Below are 17,671 nucleotides of genomic sequence, written 5' to 3' on the forward strand. Positions count from 1 at the left end.
GATCAATTGATTGATACTATTCTCAAGATTAAATAAGAATATAAAATATTAGTAATGTCCCTAAACGAACAATACAGCAAGTATTGTTCACCCCCTAACCCTTCAGCTTTTTATAAGTTGAAGGGATTTTATTCATCCAATATGATTAACTCATTATTGTTTTCATCTTGTATTATAATGTAATTACTTACAATATCTATTATTTTATAATTAAGAATATTGTCTCCTGGTTGAACTATTTTTATATTATTATCTATATTTATTATTGCGAAATTTTTAAAGTTTTTTGTGGATTTATTATTAATTTTGGCAATGCCGTTAAAATTTATATTATTGCAATGGATTTCTGAAAATGAAAAAGGATTTCTTAAAGTTATCGAATTTATAGTGATACTTGTAAAGATAAAACAAAAAAATAAAATTTTTACAATAAACATAATACTTTTAATTTAAATAATTTCTATAAAATTGAGAGTCAGAATACACTCAAGTTTTTGGTTAACTCTTTTTATAGTACACTGTGTAATTTCTATAAAGCAATCTATTTTTGATAAACAGTTAAAGAATCTATATATATCTAGATAATAACCATTTATATTTAACTTAAATGATGATTTATAATACCAATTTGATTTTGTTTTTTTATCGGGAAAACATTGTTTTAAAGTTAGATTATTATTAATAATACATCGAATAATTCGAGAGAGTTTATTATAAAAACTTTTCTGTTTTGAGGAATTTTGAGTTATGCTTAATTCTAGATCTTTTAATCTTTTTTCGAGATTGACGCAGTCTTGTTGAGCTTGGAACGATTTAGATTTTATTTTTTCTAATCTTCTTATTCTGACTTTATAATTAATTATTTGGCTTGAAATGTAACAGTATACAAAAAAATACCAAAATGCAAGCGTAAATATTAATAACAGTAAAGTTATCGACCAATGTTTTTTTAAAAATATCATAATAAGAAATTTTAAGGTTTGTAATCAATTTTGATATATATTATACATAGTTAATTCAAGTATCAATACTTAACATATAAATCCCTGTCAAACAAATGACCACCTTGCTCTAGTAAATATTTTTTATTTTTAAATATTGATTTTTTATAATAGAAAATAATATAATATAATTAATGCCTATAAGAAGATTGTAAGTAGTAAAAATTAAAATACAAAATATAAGGGAATGAAAATGGGGGAAATAAATCTTATGAAATTTGTAAATATTTTAACTTTTGTTTTAACTGTATTGGGTGCCATTAACTGGGGATTATATGCTTTTGATTATAATCTTGTACATATGTTATTTGGTGCATGGCCTTATGTTGAAAAAGCAATTTATATATTAGTCGGTGTTTCTGGCTTATATCAGTTAATAGATCGCTTTTCTTAATATCTAATAATTTTTTATAATATTCTCATATTAAATATATGGTTTCACTATTATATTTAAGCTGATAAGGGTCCAGATTTTGGACCCTTAATTATTACAAAAATAAAAAAATATGTTATAATATTAATGTAATATTAGTGCAATTGAAAGATAAAGTAAAAATTATGGAGTTTAGCATTAATCAAAGTATAAAAAATATTCCCCAAGTATCTGGTATATATTTATTTAAAGATAAGAATGACAAAATAATTTATATAGGTAAGGCCAAAAACTTACGCAAGCGAATATCATCTTATTTTAAAAAACGGGAAGATAATATCAAAGTTCAAGAATTAATAAAAGAATATAATATAATAGATCATATTATTACAAATACTGAAACAGAAGCACTACTTTTAGAAGCTCAATTAATTCAAAAATTTAAACCTAAGTATAATACTTTATTAAAATCAGGTACTCCATTTAAGTATTTAGAGATAATAAACGATAAATTAGAGGGATTGCCTAAGTTAGTTTTAAGCAATAAGCAAACTAAGAACTCTATGTCTTTTGGGCCTTTTTTATTTAAGGGTAAAATTAGATCGGTTTATGACTATTTAACTAAAACTTTTAAATTAAGTTTATGTAATAAAAGAATACAAAATGGTTGTTTAGATTATCATTTGGGTATATGTGCTGGGAACTGTAAATCTGAATTTGATATTGACTCTTATAAAATTAGAATGAAATTAGTAAAAGAACTTTTAAGAGATGATCTTAATTCTTGCCATGAAATATTGGTCTCTGAGATTAAAAAGTATAATAAAGATTTAGAATTTGAGAAATCGAAACATTTAAATAATTATCTTAAAAATTTAGACTTTATATCTCAGACTTTAAAGGCTAAATTTTCAGAAGATAAATATAAAGAGCAGATAATTATTAAAACTACTCCAAAAAATCAAATGGATGATAATATTAATGCGATAAAAGAGCTCAGAAAAATTCTTGAGATCGATAAAAATCCAATTAATATAGATTGTTTTGATATATCTCATTTTCAAGGTAGTTATATAGTAGGTTCCTGTATCAGATTTACTTACGGAGTACCTGATAAAAATAATTTTAGAAGATTTAAAATAAAAAGTTTAACTGATCAAAATGATTATGCTGCTTTACAGGAAATTGTCCAAAGGCGATATAAAGATCTGAAAAATGTCCCTGATTTAATTTTAATTGATGGGGGCAAAGGGCAATTAAACGCTGTTAAAGATTTGATTAACAATGTTAAATTTATCAGTTTAGCAAAGCGCGAAGAAACATTATTTTCTGATAATTTGCCTTTAGGTTTAAAATTGGATCTAAAAAAAGATTATGCCAGATTATTAATTTCTTTGAGAGATTATGCCCACCATTTTGCAGTTAGTTATCATAAAGAACTGAGATCTAAAAATTTTATAAAAGATTTAGCTTGACTTAAGACCTAAATCTGGTTGAATAGGTCCTTCTGTTAGTCCTCTTATAAATTGATAAATATAAGGATTATCAGATTGCCATATAGTGCTTGCAGGACCAAAGTATCTAATTTTGCCTAAATGCAATAATGCTATATAATCTACATAATTAAATATCTCTATATCATGTGATATTACAACAGAAGTAACGTTAAGTTGTTTTTGCATATTATACATAAGTTCATGAACAACTTTAGATGTTATAGGATCTAAACCAGTAGTTGGTTCATCATAAAGAATTATTTTAGGATTTGTTATTAAGGTTCTTGCTATTCCAACTCTTTTACGCATTCCGCCAGAGAGTTCTGAAGGATATTTATATAAAATTTCTTGTCCTAAATTAACAAGAGCTAATTTTTCTTTGACAATTGAAAGAACTTCATCTTCATTTGATCCATGCTCTAGTAAGGTTAGGCCTACATTTTCAAAGATATTAAGAGAATCAAGTAGTGCTGCAAATTGAAATACATAACCACACTTTTTGAATATAGGTTCCATTTCTTTTTCATCAAGCTTGGTAATATCTGTATTATCTATTAAAATTTGACCTGAGGTAGGTTTTATAAGGCCTATGATTTGTTTTAAAAGAACCGATTTTCCTTCTCCTGATCTGCCTATAATACATGTTATTTTGCCTTCTGGAATAGTTAAATTAATTCCGTCAGTTACCCAAGTACTATTAAACTTTTTCTTAAGATCTATAATATTTATCATAATTTTTATAAAGATGATTAAGTTGATTGAAATAAAAGTAAGCTAAGAAAGTAGTTAGCAATTAGTATAAGAATCGATCCAACAACTACACTTTTAGTGGTAGCCGCGCCTACTCCTTGTGCTCCTCCCTTTGTATGAAGTCCCATATAAGTACTTATCAATGACAAAATGAGTCCAAAAACAGAAGCTTTTATCATACCTCCTATTATATCCCAAATATCTAAATGCATCTCAATAGTTGAAAGGTATATTTCAGGATTTAATTCTACTATAAAGGTGCTATATATATATCCTCCAACTATTCCGCATAACATAGAAATAGAAGTCAATAGTGGCAGAGCTACGGTAGTTGCTATAACTCTTGGTATAATTAAATATTGATGCGGATCGATGCATAAAGTTTTTAGAGCATCGATCTGTTCAGTAATTTTCATGGTACCAATTTCAGCAGCCATAGCAGATCCTGCTCTACCTGTAACCATTATGCCAGTAAGAACAGGAGCTAATTCTCTGGTCATACCTAGTGCAACAACTAAGCCAATTAGTTCTTCTCCTCCAAACTTGTTAAGTCCCATAAAAGACTGCAAAGCAAGAGCAAATCCTGAAGAGAATCCAGTTAAAAACACTATTGTAAAAGATTCAACTCCTACTTGTTGAATCTGTATAATAATCTGTTTTATCTTTAGTCGTTTTGAAAAAAATACTTTTATAGATTTTAATAAAAAAAGTATAAATGTAAGGACATCGTTACATATCTTTAAAAAATATATTCCTACAACGCCAACTAAATTAATAAGCATTTCTAATATTATTTATATCAGTTATTTGGTATTTGCAGCTTGTTCTTTAATGTCTTTTTGTGCTTGTACTGTGGTGGTTTTCTCCAAATTTGATAATAAATTTGACGAAGGCTTCTTAATTAAGGTAATCAAAAGTGATCCAACCATAAAAAGTGTACCTAAAGTCCAGGTGGTTTTTTGAAAAAGATTTTGCCCACCGGATCCACCAAATAAAAGTTGTGATCCACCACCCATTGCTCCTATTCCCATGCTGCTTTTACCCTTTTGAACTAATATTATTAGTACCAGAAAGAAGCAAACTAAAACGAATAAAGTTATAAGTAATCCATAAATCATTATTAACTCCTAATATTTTAAGTTTATATATTTTCATCTTGATTTAAATATTTAATATATTATGCGCTTATAGATAATAATACAATTTTTTTAAACAATTGAAAATCAAGGCTAGAATTTCCTAGTAAAAATCCATTAAGAATTCCCATATTTTTAAATTCTTCAATGTTATCTAAATTTATGCTTCCTCCATATAAGATTGTTAATTCTATATCTGATAAAATAGAGTTTATATATTTTTTTATCCCGATTAGAGTATTATTTAACTCTTCTGGTTTAGGAACTTTTCCTGTTCCAATAGCCCAAATGGGTTCATAAGCGATAATTAATTCATTTATTTTAATTTCTTCTTTTTTTATTTTATTAATTATCATGTCTATTTGATGTTTGAGTATATCATAAGTAATATTTTTTTCTCGTTCTTCTTGAGTTTCACCGATACATATGATCGGTTTAATATTATTTTTTATAAGTAAGAAATATTTTTCAGATATAGAATTATTTAAATTATCAGTATTAGTAATATTGATTTTGGTTTCACTGTGACCTATTAAGCAATAATTAATACCAATTTCTCTTAAAGATATGGCTGACACCTGTCCTGTGTAGGCGCCTTTTTCAAAAGCTGAACAATCTTGAGCACCTATATTTATATTTTTATTAAGTAGAGTTTGTACTTTAGCTATAGACTCAAAAGATGGGCATATAATTATATTTTTTCTATGTGACAGCTCTGCTAATTCTTTATTATTTTTTATGCACCACTTGATAGTTTGACTATAGGATTTTTGCATTTTCCAATTTGCGACGAAGATTTTTATCATAATATGTTCAAATTATTTTAGTTAATATTTATTAGTTACTTAGTTTTAACTTATAATTAAAAAAGTTTGAATTTCTTATTAGTGAAATATATTGCTTATAGGCCTTTTGAAAAAAATAAGTATTTAAAATAGACTTAAGTAAATTACAATAATGTATTTTATTAAATTTTAAGTCAATTTTTAATATTAGTAAAAAGTATTTAAATATTTTAGGGAAATTATAAAAGTGTTTTATAAAGTTTATTTGATTATCTTAAGCAGTTTATTTATTAATTTTAATATTGTTTCTATGAGCGACGATATAGCATACTTTCAACAAACTAACACAGATTTTAAAGAGATCTTAAAAGCAAACAATAATAGGATAAGAAAACTCAAGCAAGAACTTTTAATATCAAAGCAAAAAAATCAATATAATTATATTAAATTTTGTTTTTTAGGTGATCTGATCAATATTTTAAAAGAAATAAATAAGATTAGAGTTTTAGGTAGTTTTAATGAAGAAGTTATACATGATGCTGCCTTGCTAGATAGGCTTTTTAACTCACTGGTACCGTTTTCTATTATACCTAATATATATTATAGTCTTAATTCTATAAGTTATAGTCTTAAGCAAGATAGATATGTTAATTTTGCTAGATTTATAAATTTTATGAATCCTATATTGAATTTTTTATTGTTTGATAAAAGGGAAAAACAAATTGAGAAAAATGCGTACAAAATATCCAAATATAATAAAGAAACAAATAAAACTTTATCAGGAGAGAAATTTGTTCAATATAATTGGCTTTTATTTAATAAAATCTCTCCTTATTTAGTTTTTGTTTTGTCTAGAAATTATGAAAAATTGGCTTTAAATTCTTATAATGTATTTGAAATAGCAAAAGCATTATCTAATATGTCTGAAATAGTACGTAAGCATTTTAGATATAAAGTTGAAATGAGAGGATTATATAATTATAAAGCTTAATAGATAATTGGTTTTAATAAAGGTTAAAAATGATTATAAAAAGTAAGTTTATTATTTTGATAATTTTTTTATTTTTGGTAAATAACATATTTTCAATGGATCATGGCCAAATAATTTCGGATTATTTATCAAACAAAATAACAAGCCAGAAACTAAATGAAAAAATACTAGATAATAAATGGAATTTTTTAGCTATTGTTAAGTACGTACCTTTTGAAAAAATTCGAAAGATATATCTTAAGCTATATAAAGAATATTCTCCTGAATTTCGTAGACTCAACAGCGATGCTTATATTTGTCAGGAAATTAGCAATGCTTATGAAGAACTAATAAAATATCAAAAAAATTATGAGCACATGCAAGATAATGTTAATCATCATCAACATTTAAAAAGGCAGTATACAAAGAGAAAAGTATCAAAAATAGATCATAATATTTTCATAATTAACGTTAGTTTATTGTGTGACATTCTAACTATTATAAACGAAATTAACAGAATTAAGATTTTGGGTGGTATAGATGATCAAAAAATAAAAGATGCAATTTTATTTGATAGAAAGGTTAATATTTATTCTAATATTTTTAATTTAGTAAAGACTATATTTTGTATACAACAAAATAAAATTATTAGTACAGAAAATTATTACTTAAACAAAGCTCAATTTTTTAGTTTTTTTTATATTATATATAATCTTAAATTTATGAAAAAAGATTATGAAATCTTAAAAAATATAGATAATTTAATTGAATATAATAAGAGAGAGACAAGAAATTTTACCAAAGTTAAATTTATACAGTATGTTTGGCTTACTGTTAATAAATTAGCACCATACTTGGGGTTTATTTTTTCAAGAAAAATTAATGAAAATATTAGTATTTTAAGTGTTTTGATTAACTCAAAAAACTTAAAATTAAAACCTATTGAAACTTTTAGAATAATAGAGCTTTTATCACAGATTTCAGAAATAGTGCGTAAGCATTATAGATATAAAGTTGAAATAGGATGTTATGAAAATTATAAAGCTAATGGATAATTAGTTTTAATATAGGTTATGATTATGAGAAATAAATATATCTTTTTATTAGCTTTTATCTTCTTGATAAATAATATGCTTGCAATGAAAACTAGTGGACCTACTTTAATTTCTAGATATTTGTCAGGCAATATAACAAGTGATAAGTTTTATGAAATATCAGAACTTCGACCATGGGAAGTATTAGGTATTTCTCCTCAAGCTAGACCCAATATAATTAAAAAATCTTATCAAAAATTAGTACGTGCTTATCATCCTGATAAAAATTCTGAGACTAAAGCTAATGACATATTTAAAGCAGTGCAAAATGCTTATGAAAGATTAACAGGTACTGAAAAAAAATTTATTCCAGAGGAATCTGCTAAAAGTGCACCAAACTTTGATATTTTAAGAGAAGATGTTAGAAAGAATCAAAAACAATATCAAAGTGAAAGTAAAAATAAAGATCAAAAAATATATAATCAGGATTTACTTTTTAATATTCATGTTAATATTATTTGGGATTCTTTTAATGTTTTAAACGAAATAAATAAGATTAGAGTTTTAGGTAGTTTTAATGAAAAAAGTATATTAAATGCTGCTAATGTAGATGGTATTTTACATTCATCTTCTCCCATGTTTATTAAAGCAAAGATAAATATATTTTTGGATTATATAAATAATATGCCTACTCAAAATATATATGTTCAATATGCTAGAGCTATGAGTTTAATTTATCCATTTGTTGATATATATTTTCTTAAAAAAGATAGAGAAATTTCAAAAGAAGCAGAAAGAATATCTAAATATAATAAAGAAACAGGTAGAAATTTATCAAAGACAAAATTTGTTCAATATAGTTGGTTATTATTTAATAAAATAGCTCCCTACATGGCTTTTGCTTTATCAAGGAAAAATAATGAAAATGTTGGTTTTATTGATACATTTAAGAATACGAAAAAATTAACATTAAGTTCTTATGAAAGATTTGAAGTGGTAAAAGGGATGGCTCATGTTTCTGAAATTTTAAGAAAGTTGTACAGATATATAATTGAATATGGTGATTATAAGAAGTTTAATTTTGACGTTAATAAATAAATTAATTTTAATTACAAGGAACTTTATGTCTAAAAGTAAGTATTTTATTGTTATTTTGTTAGTTTTTTCATTGAATCAATTTATATATTCAATGGAACAAGATTCAATTGATATATTTTCTTCTTATTTAAATGAAGCTTTAACAGATGAAGAGTTAAGACAATTAGTAAAAAAAGCGCCATGGAGAATACTAGGCATAAATAACACTAATATTTTTGATTTTTCTAGATCAGATATAGAGCAGTTAGCGCGGCCTTTATTATTTAAGTATCATTCTGATAGAAATAAAGATAAAAGTGAATCAGAAAGGGATAAAATTAATGAACTGTATAAACATATTAACAATGCTAAAGATGCATTAATCGAATACTTAGAATCTAGTAAGTGGTATGCTTTATATATAGTAAGGATGAACTTTTTATGGGATATATTAAACTCAATAAAAGAGATCAATAAAATTAGAGTTCTAGGAAGTGCTGATTCAGAAGCAATATACAAGGCTGCTAAAATTGATTGTTTAATCCATACTTATTCTCCGATTTTTTCTATCGTTAAATTTCACAACATTGTTTTTCATGAAGAGATATTTCCTGCTCAAAGTAATATAATTAAGTTTGTAAGAGGTTTAAGTTTATTACCAAACTTAGCTAGTTTTAAATTCTTAAATAAAGATTTTGAAATTATAAGAAATTCTCATTGGATTGCTAAGAACAATAAATACTTAAAGAAAGATTTTAAAAAAGAAAGATTTACTCAATATGTTTGGCTTGCTATTAATAAATTATTTCCCTATGCAAGTTTGATAGCAAGTAGAATGATTAATGAAAATGTAACTTTATTGGGTGCTGTAAGAAATTATGAGAAATTAAAAGAAAAATCATTCAATGTTTTTGAAATTTCAAAAGCTATATCACATATTTCGGAATTATTACGAAAAAAGTGTAGATATGAAATAGAATTAGGAAATTATAAATCCTATAAAGCTAATAAAGATATGAAAAAAATGTTTCAAGATTTAAATAAAATTTAAAGTGTATATTATTAATATAATGTTACTAATAGATTTTAAAGTATAGAGTAATAATTTTAACTACTTTAAGTTAAATTAAATAATTAATAAAAATTTTAAATATTAAGGGGATTCTATGTTAAAAAAATATGGTTTAGTTTTAGGACTTATTTGGTTTTGTTCAAATGATATTTTGTCAATGAAGGGATATAGTTCAGACGATGATTATACTTCAGAATACACTCCAAGTGCTCCTCTTCCTGATTATACATATTATAGGCCATCAAGCCGATCACCGTTGAAACCCAATTTAGAACTTAATGCTGAGTCTAATATTATTTTAGATAAATGGCATAATTTTTTAAATGGAGAAGCGCAAGATACTTTTGAGGTTTTATATGTTAAATCTTTTTTGACTGATTTAGTAACTGTTTGGCAAGAACTTGATAAAATTAATGTTCTTGGTAGTACAAATAAAAAAGATATAAAGGCTATTTCAAAGGCTAATAAAAAATATAATATATTTTATGGTCCTATTTCTCTTGCTTTAAATTCATTTTTTCATACTGTATTGAATAAAAATTTAGGTGATGATCGGAACTCTCAAATTGTACGGTTTCTTAATTATTTGCCCTCTCTTGCTGCTTGGAAAAATCTTTATTTAGATGGCTATATTGAAAGAAATGCAAAAGTTATAGCAGGGTACAATCGGATTTCTAAAAGAGATTTAAGTAGCACTAAATTTTTGCAAAAAGCTTGGTTTGGAATAAATAAGATTTTGCCATATGCATTTATTTTGGGGATAAAAAAGCTAAATTCTAATATGGAAAATGCTTCTTATAAGGATTTAGCAAAATGTTTTGAAGTCTTAAAGTTAGCTTCTGATATTTCAGAAACAATACGTAAATCGCATGGATATACTGCTGAAATGGGAAATTATGAAAGATATCGAGCTAGTTTAATAAAATAATTTATGTTATATCAAGGAAATTAATGTTAAAAAGACCTCGATGGTTAATTCTTACTGTTTTTATCTCAAGTTTAAATTTTGGGATTTTATCGAGTTTTAACTTTGATAGATTTTTAAATGAATGTGAACGTTTTATTAAGAGGCTAAGCAATATAGATGAACCTTCAATTTTAGATAAGTTACTGGCAAAAAAATATGAACTAGCCCAGTTTGATGAGGATTCTGCTTTTTGCTTTTTAATTGGGAAATCTATTTTGACCGATTTGGTAACTATATGGCATGAACTTGATAAGATTGACGTGCTTTCAAGTAGAAATAAAAAAGATATTAAAGCTGTATCTAGGGCAAGTAGAAAGTATAATTTGCTTTCAGGACCTATTTCCATTGTTACCAAAATTTTAGTTCATGCTATGTTAAATGAAAGTATGATTAATAATAAAGATAATTTAGTTCAAATGTCTCGTTTTGCTAATTATTTACCTTCATTAATGGCTTGGCGTTCTTTATATTATGAAGGTCAAATTACCAGAAATGCAAAAGCTATTGCCAAATATAATGATGATAATAATAGGAATTTGGGAATTACTAAATTTATTCAAAAATTATGGTTATTTTCAAATAAGGTCTTGCCGTATGCTGGTCTATACGATTTTAGTAAATTAGATCCTGAATTTAATAGAATTAATTTTAATGTAACTAAAAAAATTTGAGGTTTTAAGTGTTATATCTAATTTATCAGAAATGATGCGAAAATATTTTAGGTATAAATCAGAAATTGACTGTTATAAATTCCATAAACATTTTAAGAAATAAAGGAAATTATGCTTAACGCATGTAGGTTAAAAATTTTAATGGTAATTACTTTTATCAATTTTATGTTATTAGGTAATACTGATAGTGATACTAAGTTGAGAGAAAATTATTTAAATAGTTCATATATGTTATTAGGAAAATCTATTATTTATGATTTATTAACTTTAGGGCATGAGATTAATAAGATTAATATAATCGGAAATTTCAATCCTCAAGAAATAAGGAATTTAGCAGATATAAGTAAACTATTTGATTTGAATTCATGTACTACTTCTTTCATTGCTAAAATTATATTTTATTATAAATTGAACAAGTATAATAACGAAGAACATTTAAATAAAATCGTTCGCCTTTCACGTACTGTTGATTTATTGAGCTCTTTATCTGAAATTAGTTCTTTGAAAAAAGATCATATAATATTTAAAGATGCTGATAAAATAGCTCAATGTAATAAAAGTAGAAAAATAGAATCTAATACTACTAAATTATATCAATATATATGGTTGAGTTTAAATAAAATATTGCCTTACATAAGTTATATTGGTGTTAAAGGTTCTGGTTATTTATCTAATAGTGCATCTAATATAGAAAAAAATGCATTAACAGGTTTTGAGGCTTTAAAAGCTTTATCTACTATTTCTGAAATAATTAGAAAGCAAAAGGTTCAACAAGCAATCATTGGTGATTATAATAAATATGTTAATTTAAAGTAATTTATTAAAATTTAATAGGGATATTGAATGGATTTTTAATAATTTTGAATTATATTCTTTTATAAATAAGTGGGGACATTATGTTGAAAAAAATTAAATTCATTTTTTTAGGTTTAATTTTTTATTTAAACTTTAATAATTGTATTTTAAGTAATTATCTTTCTGATCAAGAGACACAAAATTATAGAAATAAATGTTATTTATTATTTGGTCATTTGATTGCTTCTGATTTATTAACATTGAATTATGAAATAAATAAAATTAAGATTTTGGGAAGTAAGAGTATAAAAAATATAAAGGCCCAATCTGGATTAGGAGTGGCTTTTAATTTAGGAGGAGCTGTGTTTTCTCCTGGTTATGTTAAGCTACTTTTACATATTGCTTGTCAAGAGGGAACTAGAAATTTTGGAGTAAATAGGCTAGTTTTAGGATCGCAAGCTGTCGATTGGGTTATACCTGCTTTGTCTTCATTCTATTTAGGATATAAAGAGTATAAGATTAGTAAGAATGCTGCTCAAATAGCTCAATATAATAAAGAAATTAAGCGAGATCTTAGCTCTATAAAACGTAATCAATTTATTTGGTTAGGCTTAAACAAGTTAGCTCCTTATGTAGGATATTTTTTGGTTAGAAAATTTTATGATGACGTAGATTTAATCGATCTTTTTACTACGAAATTTAAAAATAATCAAGGCCGGCCACTTCAAGTTTTTGAGGTTTTAAAAGCTCTATCAGGTGCCTCTGAAGCATTAAGAGGATTCTTTAGAACACGGACCGAATTAGGCAATTCTTTGAATTATAAAAAGAGTGAGCTTAAAAATATTAAACAATTTTAATAATAAACTATACTTAAACTAATTTATAAAATATTATGAAAAAACTTATACTTATCTTAAATTTATTTGCAATAAATTTATATTTTGTTTCAATAAATGGCACATTCAATCTAGAAAATAAGAGCGGAAATATTCTTAAAATAGTAGCAGCTATACATCCTTGGAAAATATTAAATATTAATAGGATGCAGGATATCGAAATGGGTTATCAAATACGAAAAACTTATTATAATTCGTTTGCTTATAATCGTCGACCTGAATTATTAAATATTATTAAACAAGCTTATGATAATATGACGAAATCTCCAAATAAATTTGATGAGTATCTTGTAATAAGAAAGATAGATGCTTATCTGAAAAATATGAAAAATAATGGAGGTAAGGGTAATAATTTAGATCAAGAAATATTTTTTAAGATAAATGGGTTAAGTAAAAAGTTAGAAGAAATTCAACCTATACGAGATCTTTCATCTAATAATTATTATGAGCTTCTTGATAAGTTTTTAAAGGAAAACTTAAATGAGATTAAAGAGTCGGCTGATTTTTTAAAGTTAATAAAATGTGATTCTAAGGTAATTTTTAGTAACTTACCTATAAATTTTTTAAAGTCAGATATCTTAAGCTCTATAAGTGAATTATATAAAATTAGTGCATTAGGTAGTAAAGATAAGTCAAAAGTATATAGGGCAGGAGTATTTTACGGATTATGTCATTTCTTATCTTTATTAGATACTAAAGATATTTTTTATAAAGAACTTTATAGAAATATATTTTTGTGTTTTGATAAAAAATCTTTATCGGCATTTGAAAAAAGTGTTATAAGTTCAAGATTTATCAACGTTGTTACAAATATCTACAATTTAAAATTTCTAATGAAAGAGTACCATAATTTAAAGAAAGCTAATAAAATAGCCAAATATAATAAAGAAACTAATCGAGATCTCTCATCAACTCGATTAAAACAATATTTATGGTATGCTGGTAATAAGCTTGTACCGTATATGGTATTTATTGGTTCAAGGATTCTTTATGATCAAGATAGCTTATTAAATACTTTCAATTTGCAAAGAATTGTAAGAACAAAAGATAATAATTCAGTTTACTTACTAGAACTATTGAGAGCTATAGCTAATGTTTCTGAAATTATGCGTAAGAATGATTTATATAAATCTGAAGAAGGTGATTTTCTGAAATACTTTAAAGATTTGAAATCTTTTGATCAAAAAACTAAATAATTTTTATAATATCAAGTAGGAAAAACGTATTGTACTATTCTAGATAAAAATTGGTTTGCTTTTATTAATGCGTTCAGGCGTTATATTTGTTCTTAAAATATTACCTATATCTTTGAATTGTAGATTTAAATAAGTATTGTTGAAGGAATTTTATTTACCAAAATTCTTTATCTATTATCACCCTTTGATTTTTTCTATAGAACATTTAAATTTTTATTACAATGTAGTTATTATTATTTTACTTTAAAGAGTGATCGGATGTTATTACATAATTCAAAGCTAAATATAGTATATAGAAATATATTTTTTATGTTTATATGCGTAAATTTTAGTATCCTTTCTATGAGAGTGCAACAAGAAACTTGCTCTTTTCAATCAAAAATATGCCAATATAAAGTTCTGCAACAAGAAGACGAAAGTTCATGCGGTTACCATGCTCTTTACAATGGTCTAACGATTGCTAAGTCTTTGAAAGATCCTTCTTTTAAAGACTTTCTTGAATCTAATGTTGATAGAAATAATCTTTTTGGTTCTCTAGATTCCACCTGGATTAAATATATTATTTTGCAAAGGATTCAATTATTGGCAAAGTATTATATTACCGATTATTTATTTAAAAATTTGAAAAACATAGAATTAATATCTTATGCAAGTGATAATTCTTATAAACTTAATTTAAGGAATAATTGGATAAAATTAATACCATTGAGTCATGGCTTAAATGATCTTGAAAAAGCAAGAAGAGAATTTTGTAATTTAATAGTAAACATATCTAATGAACTTGCTAATCGTTTAATGCATTTAGAAGAAAATTCTGCTATTTATAATATTAAAAAAGAAGATATTAAAGATGTGCTTAAATCTCAGTATTTATCTAAAAAATATAATAAAGTTAATAAAAGACTTTCTAATGTTGAGAAATATTTTATCGATTTAACTGATTTAAGTTTTGAAGTTATCGCCGACGGTCAGATTAAAAATTTAGATAAAGATGAATTTTACATTATCAATTGGTCTTCCAATGTTGGTAAAAATTTTGCCAGATTTTATAAAGAAGAACAAAATTGTTCTCTTTTGCAAGCAGGTCATTGGCTATCAAGTCAAGAAATAGAGTCCCTTATTCAGTTAGAAAGTGGAGATTCTAATCTTGATCAAATTGAAATTTTATGTCTTGAGAGAGATCTTAAGCAATTATTTGATCAAACTTCTGGAGAAGAACGGTTGATTAATATTCAAAGAAAATTTCAGGATAAGAATTTTTCAGGAGCTGCAATATTTTTGATTTACAATTCAGTCCATTGGATTTCATGTGTTGTTACAAAAGATATTAATGAATCTCTTAAATTTATTTTTGCTGATTCTTTAGGATGCAATTATAAATCATATAAAAATGCTAATACTTTAATTAAATTATTAGCAGGAGATGATTATGAACTTAAACATTCAAATTGTACTCAAAATTTAGAATCCGATACATATCAAGATGAAGAAAGTTCAGCAGATTCATCTGAATCTGAATCAGCCGATACGTTTAATATTAATAATTATGATTTTCTTCCCATAGAGTTATTGCTTAATAAGTATAATAATGAAGGATTTGATCGGATTAGATTAGAGGCACTTATTGATAATTTAAAAAATGGTATTGGTTTTGATAAAAGTTTATTTATATATGGGCCTGCCAAAACTGGTAAATTTAGTTTAGCTTATTCTATTGCTAAATTAACTTCCTTGCCATTTATTATAGTTGAAGGTTATAATCTTATTTGTTTATATGATAAAGAAGAGGCTAACATTGATAAAGATAGCAATGATATAAATTTTAAAAATCTTGATCAGTTTCTTAATAAAATTAGAACTAAATTGCCTGCTATATGTTTTATCCATTTGTTAGATGAACTTCTTTATAAAGTTGATAATAAGTCTTCAAGAAAGCTAATTATTAATTTTATTTTTAAAAAACTAACAAAGTATAAAAGGTCTAATAAAGTTTTGTTTATAATTAGTTCTCATATTAACTATGATCAATATCCAGAAAATATAAATTTTAAAGGTTTATTTGATACAAATATCATAAATCTTGATAATCCAGATTATAATAAACGCTTTGAAATTATAGGTCATAATCTTAACATTTATATTAATAAAGTACGTGAAGTTATGAGATTGAAAGAGGGAATTGATGTTGAAAAACTTAATAATATTTATGTAAGAGATGTAGATCAAGAAGATCTATCTACAATGGCAGAAGGTTTTTCTTGTTATGATATAAAAGAATTTATAAGCCGTGCTGCAAATGTGTTAATAGAAGGTAGAAAAAATGATCAAAAACTTTCTGATAACTATGTCTGGTGGAAAAGTCTTGATATAAAAAATAGACCCGTAAGGACTATTGCAAGATATGCATACTATAATGGTATTTTTCATCGAAAAGTTGCTCGCTTCTTTCTTTATAATGATTATGCTAAAAATTTTCTAGATAATTTATATACTTATTGGTATATACAATCACAAGAAATAGAGACGAGAAAAAAATTAGATAAGAAGTTTCACTCTAGAAGTTGGGCTTCTTATGTAGTTCAATATTGTAAAGATTCTGACGAAATCAATCTTGTCAAAGATGTTTTTATCTATATTTCCGATTCAAAAATAGGGCAAGCAGTTATAGATGGAGTATGTGAAGAAATTAAAGAGAATAGTAAATATGCTTCTAAAAAATATTTTGATAAAATTATACCAAAAGAAGGTCTGAATCTAGGTTGTATAAATTGCCAAAATATCTCAAAAGATGAAAGCAAGAAAGAAACATAATTTTAAAACTATTATATTGTTTTGTGTTAGTTTGATTGTAATATTGCTATAATATCTATAGAATCTATATACTCTTGTTGAGTAGTTCTGTAATGTTGAAAAAATTCTTGATCTTTTTTTCTGGCTATTAAGTCTAGTTTCTTATATAACAAAACTGCTCCTACTATAGTTGCTATGGCTAATGGTTTTTCTATAGATTCGTCCCAATCAAAAGTCATAGAAAAAAATTTAGTACATAATAAAAGACTAGTTATCGGAGTAGTAATAATAATACTTAATTTCATTAGATCATATATAGCGCTATCCGTTGGAATAGGTTTTGGTTTAGGCTTAATCAGTTCAATATTCATTCTATTTTCTCTAGTCTTAGCAATAGAAAATGCTAAAAATAATAAATTTTCTTTATCCTGTTCTTTTAACTTAATATTATGTAGGGCTTTCTCTAGCAATTTAGGTCTACTATCTTTAATTGCATGTTTAATTTTATCTATATCAGAGTTATTACAAGCATTAAAATTTGGGGTTTTTAGTATTTGAAATACTAGCATAAGCAAAAGGGCTATTCTTTTCATATTATTAATCTTTTCATTGGCAAAATAAACTTATTATTAATATATTGCGGCTTTATTTTATTTTTATGA

The 17,671-nt window shown here is 25.1% G+C and carries 19 protein-coding genes; 12 read left to right on the plus strand and 7 right to left on the minus strand.

The annotated features are described in order from the left end of the window. Positions 1–128: 128 nt before the first annotated feature. Positions 129–437, minus strand: coding sequence for a hypothetical protein (locus BABL1_RS05510; protein WP_023792460.1), 309 nt, complete (start codon positions 435–437; stop codon positions 129–131). A 12-nt stretch (positions 438–449) separates the two neighbouring features. Next, the gene (pilO, locus tag BABL1_RS05610) at positions 450–962 is read right to left on the minus strand and encodes a type 4a pilus biogenesis protein PilO (RefSeq protein ID WP_023792462.1); all 513 of its coding nucleotides are present in this window, start codon (positions 960–962) and stop codon (positions 450–452) included. A 250-nt stretch (positions 963–1,212) separates the two neighbouring features. On the opposite strand from pilO, the gene BABL1_RS03480 reads away from it, so the two are divergent. Continuing rightward, entirely contained in the window at positions 1,213–1,395 is a 183-nt protein-coding gene (locus tag BABL1_RS03480; protein WP_044601290.1) for a DUF378 domain-containing protein, read from the plus strand. Positions 1,396–1,559: 164 nt separating this feature from the next. Continuing rightward, a complete protein-coding gene (locus tag BABL1_RS03485) occupies positions 1,560–2,849 on the plus strand; it encodes a GIY-YIG nuclease family protein (protein ID WP_044601174.1) in 1,290 nt (429 codons plus the stop codon). Here BABL1_RS03485 and BABL1_RS03490 read toward each other — a convergent pair. From BABL1_RS03490 to tpiA, 4 genes are read right to left on the minus strand one after another with little or no spacing between them, the layout of a single operon-like run. After that, positions 2,841–3,602, minus strand: a complete 762-nt coding sequence (locus tag BABL1_RS03490) for an ABC transporter ATP-binding protein (RefSeq protein ID WP_023792470.1) — start codon at positions 3,600–3,602, stop codon at positions 2,841–2,843. The genes BABL1_RS03485 and BABL1_RS03490 overlap by 9 nt on opposite strands. A gap of 17 nt (positions 3,603–3,619) precedes the next feature. Beyond that, entirely contained in the window at positions 3,620–4,402 is a 783-nt protein-coding gene (locus tag BABL1_RS03495) for an MlaE family ABC transporter permease (protein WP_023792472.1), read from the minus strand. A gap of 21 nt (positions 4,403–4,423) precedes the next feature. Further along, the gene (secG, locus tag BABL1_RS03500; RefSeq protein ID WP_023792473.1) at positions 4,424–4,738 is read right to left on the minus strand and encodes a preprotein translocase subunit SecG; all 315 of its coding nucleotides are present in this window, start codon (positions 4,736–4,738) and stop codon (positions 4,424–4,426) included. Positions 4,739–4,797: 59 nt separating this feature from the next. Then, positions 4,798–5,562 carry a triose-phosphate isomerase gene (gene tpiA / locus BABL1_RS03505; protein WP_023792476.1) on the minus strand — a complete coding sequence of 255 codons (765 nt, stop codon included), beginning with the start codon at positions 5,560–5,562 and terminating at the stop codon, positions 4,798–4,800. 226 nt (positions 5,563–5,788) lie between these two features. Between tpiA and BABL1_RS03510 the strand changes: the two genes are divergently transcribed. The 10 genes from BABL1_RS03510 to BABL1_RS03555 all read left to right on the plus strand — a co-directional run bounded on the left by BABL1_RS03510 (position 5,789) and on the right by BABL1_RS03555 (position 17,030). Continuing rightward, positions 5,789–6,532, plus strand: a complete 744-nt coding sequence (locus tag BABL1_RS03510; protein ID WP_023792478.1) for a hypothetical protein — start codon at positions 5,789–5,791, stop codon at positions 6,530–6,532. Between the two features lie 29 nt (positions 6,533–6,561). After that, on the plus strand, positions 6,562–7,566 hold the full coding sequence (locus tag BABL1_RS03515) for a hypothetical protein (RefSeq protein WP_023792483.1): 1,005 nt from the start codon (positions 6,562–6,564) through the stop codon (positions 7,564–7,566). A 24-nt stretch (positions 7,567–7,590) separates the two neighbouring features. Beyond that, positions 7,591–8,643: a DnaJ domain-containing protein gene (locus BABL1_RS03520; RefSeq protein ID WP_023792485.1), complete on the plus strand. Its 1,053-nt coding sequence runs from the start codon at positions 7,591–7,593 to the stop codon at positions 8,641–8,643. Between the two features lie 25 nt (positions 8,644–8,668). Further along, entirely contained in the window at positions 8,669–9,673 is a 1,005-nt protein-coding gene (locus BABL1_RS03525; protein ID WP_023792487.1) for a hypothetical protein, read from the plus strand. A 115-nt stretch (positions 9,674–9,788) separates the two neighbouring features. After that, positions 9,789–10,622 (plus strand): hypothetical protein, encoded by an 834-nt coding sequence (locus BABL1_RS03530; protein WP_023792490.1) that lies wholly within the window; start codon positions 9,789–9,791, stop codon positions 10,620–10,622. A gap of 23 nt (positions 10,623–10,645) precedes the next feature. Continuing rightward, complete coding sequence (locus tag BABL1_RS03535; RefSeq protein ID WP_023792492.1) at positions 10,646–11,332, plus strand: hypothetical protein; 687 nt, start codon at positions 10,646–10,648, stop codon at positions 11,330–11,332. A 141-nt stretch (positions 11,333–11,473) separates the two neighbouring features. Beyond that, a complete protein-coding gene (locus tag BABL1_RS03540; RefSeq protein ID WP_044601177.1) occupies positions 11,474–12,148 on the plus strand; it encodes a hypothetical protein in 675 nt (224 codons plus the stop codon). An 80-nt stretch (positions 12,149–12,228) separates the two neighbouring features. Beyond that, on the plus strand, positions 12,229–12,984 hold the full coding sequence (locus BABL1_RS03545; protein WP_023792497.1) for a hypothetical protein: 756 nt from the start codon (positions 12,229–12,231) through the stop codon (positions 12,982–12,984). 35 nt (positions 12,985–13,019) lie between these two features. Further along, complete coding sequence (locus BABL1_RS03550) at positions 13,020–14,219, plus strand: hypothetical protein (protein WP_023792498.1); 1,200 nt, start codon at positions 13,020–13,022, stop codon at positions 14,217–14,219. A 309-nt stretch (positions 14,220–14,528) separates the two neighbouring features. Next, a complete protein-coding gene (locus BABL1_RS03555; RefSeq protein ID WP_171814734.1) occupies positions 14,529–17,030 on the plus strand; it encodes an AAA family ATPase in 2,502 nt (833 codons plus the stop codon). Positions 17,031–17,056: 26 nt separating this feature from the next. Here the strand turns inward: BABL1_RS03555 and BABL1_RS03560 are convergent, their stop codons facing one another. Beyond that, complete coding sequence (locus BABL1_RS03560; protein WP_023792502.1) at positions 17,057–17,602, minus strand: hypothetical protein; 546 nt, start codon at positions 17,600–17,602, stop codon at positions 17,057–17,059. Positions 17,603–17,671: the final 69 nt, after the last annotated feature.

Origin of the sequence: Candidatus Babela massiliensis, assembly GCF_000513475.1 — a bacterium.
Lineage (GTDB): Bacteria > Babelota > Babeliae > Babelales > Babelaceae > Babela > Babela massiliensis.

Excerpts from the sequence above, each read along its gene's own strand:
- BABL1_RS03535 (WP_023792492.1), top strand. The coding sequence starts at position 10,646 with ATGTTAAAAAGACCTCGATGGTTAATTCTTACTGTTTTTATCTCAAGT.
- BABL1_RS03555 (WP_171814734.1), top strand. The coding sequence starts at position 14,529 with ATGTTTATATGCGTAAATTTTAGTATCCTTTCTATGAGAGTGCAACAA.
- pilO (WP_023792462.1), bottom strand. The coding sequence starts at position 962 with ATGATATTTTTAAAAAAACATTGGTCGATAACTTTACTGTTATTAATA.
- BABL1_RS03490 (WP_023792470.1), bottom strand. The coding sequence starts at position 3,602 with ATGATAAATATTATAGATCTTAAGAAAAAGTTTAATAGTACTTGGGTA.
- BABL1_RS03550 (WP_023792498.1), top strand. The coding sequence starts at position 13,020 with ATGAAAAAACTTATACTTATCTTAAATTTATTTGCAATAAATTTATAT.
- BABL1_RS03515 (WP_023792483.1), top strand. The coding sequence starts at position 6,562 with ATGATTATAAAAAGTAAGTTTATTATTTTGATAATTTTTTTATTTTTG.
- secG (WP_023792473.1), bottom strand. The coding sequence starts at position 4,738 with ATGATTTATGGATTACTTATAACTTTATTCGTTTTAGTTTGCTTCTTT.
- BABL1_RS03485 (WP_044601174.1), top strand. The coding sequence starts at position 1,560 with ATGGAGTTTAGCATTAATCAAAGTATAAAAAATATTCCCCAAGTATCT.
- BABL1_RS03525 (WP_023792487.1), top strand. The coding sequence starts at position 8,669 with ATGTCTAAAAGTAAGTATTTTATTGTTATTTTGTTAGTTTTTTCATTG.
- tpiA (WP_023792476.1), bottom strand. The coding sequence starts at position 5,562 with ATGATAAAAATCTTCGTCGCAAATTGGAAAATGCAAAAATCCTATAGT.
- BABL1_RS03545 (WP_023792497.1), top strand. The coding sequence starts at position 12,229 with ATGTTGAAAAAAATTAAATTCATTTTTTTAGGTTTAATTTTTTATTTA.
- BABL1_RS03540 (WP_044601177.1), top strand. The coding sequence starts at position 11,474 with ATGGTAATTACTTTTATCAATTTTATGTTATTAGGTAATACTGATAGT.
- BABL1_RS03530 (WP_023792490.1), top strand. The coding sequence starts at position 9,789 with ATGTTAAAAAAATATGGTTTAGTTTTAGGACTTATTTGGTTTTGTTCA.
- BABL1_RS05510 (WP_023792460.1), bottom strand. The coding sequence starts at position 437 with ATGTTTATTGTAAAAATTTTATTTTTTTGTTTTATCTTTACAAGTATC.
- BABL1_RS03560 (WP_023792502.1), bottom strand. The coding sequence starts at position 17,602 with ATGAAAAGAATAGCCCTTTTGCTTATGCTAGTATTTCAAATACTAAAA.
- BABL1_RS03520 (WP_023792485.1), top strand. The coding sequence starts at position 7,591 with ATGAGAAATAAATATATCTTTTTATTAGCTTTTATCTTCTTGATAAAT.
- BABL1_RS03495 (WP_023792472.1), bottom strand. The coding sequence starts at position 4,402 with ATGCTTATTAATTTAGTTGGCGTTGTAGGAATATATTTTTTAAAGATA.
- BABL1_RS03480 (WP_044601290.1), top strand. The coding sequence starts at position 1,213 with ATGAAATTTGTAAATATTTTAACTTTTGTTTTAACTGTATTGGGTGCC.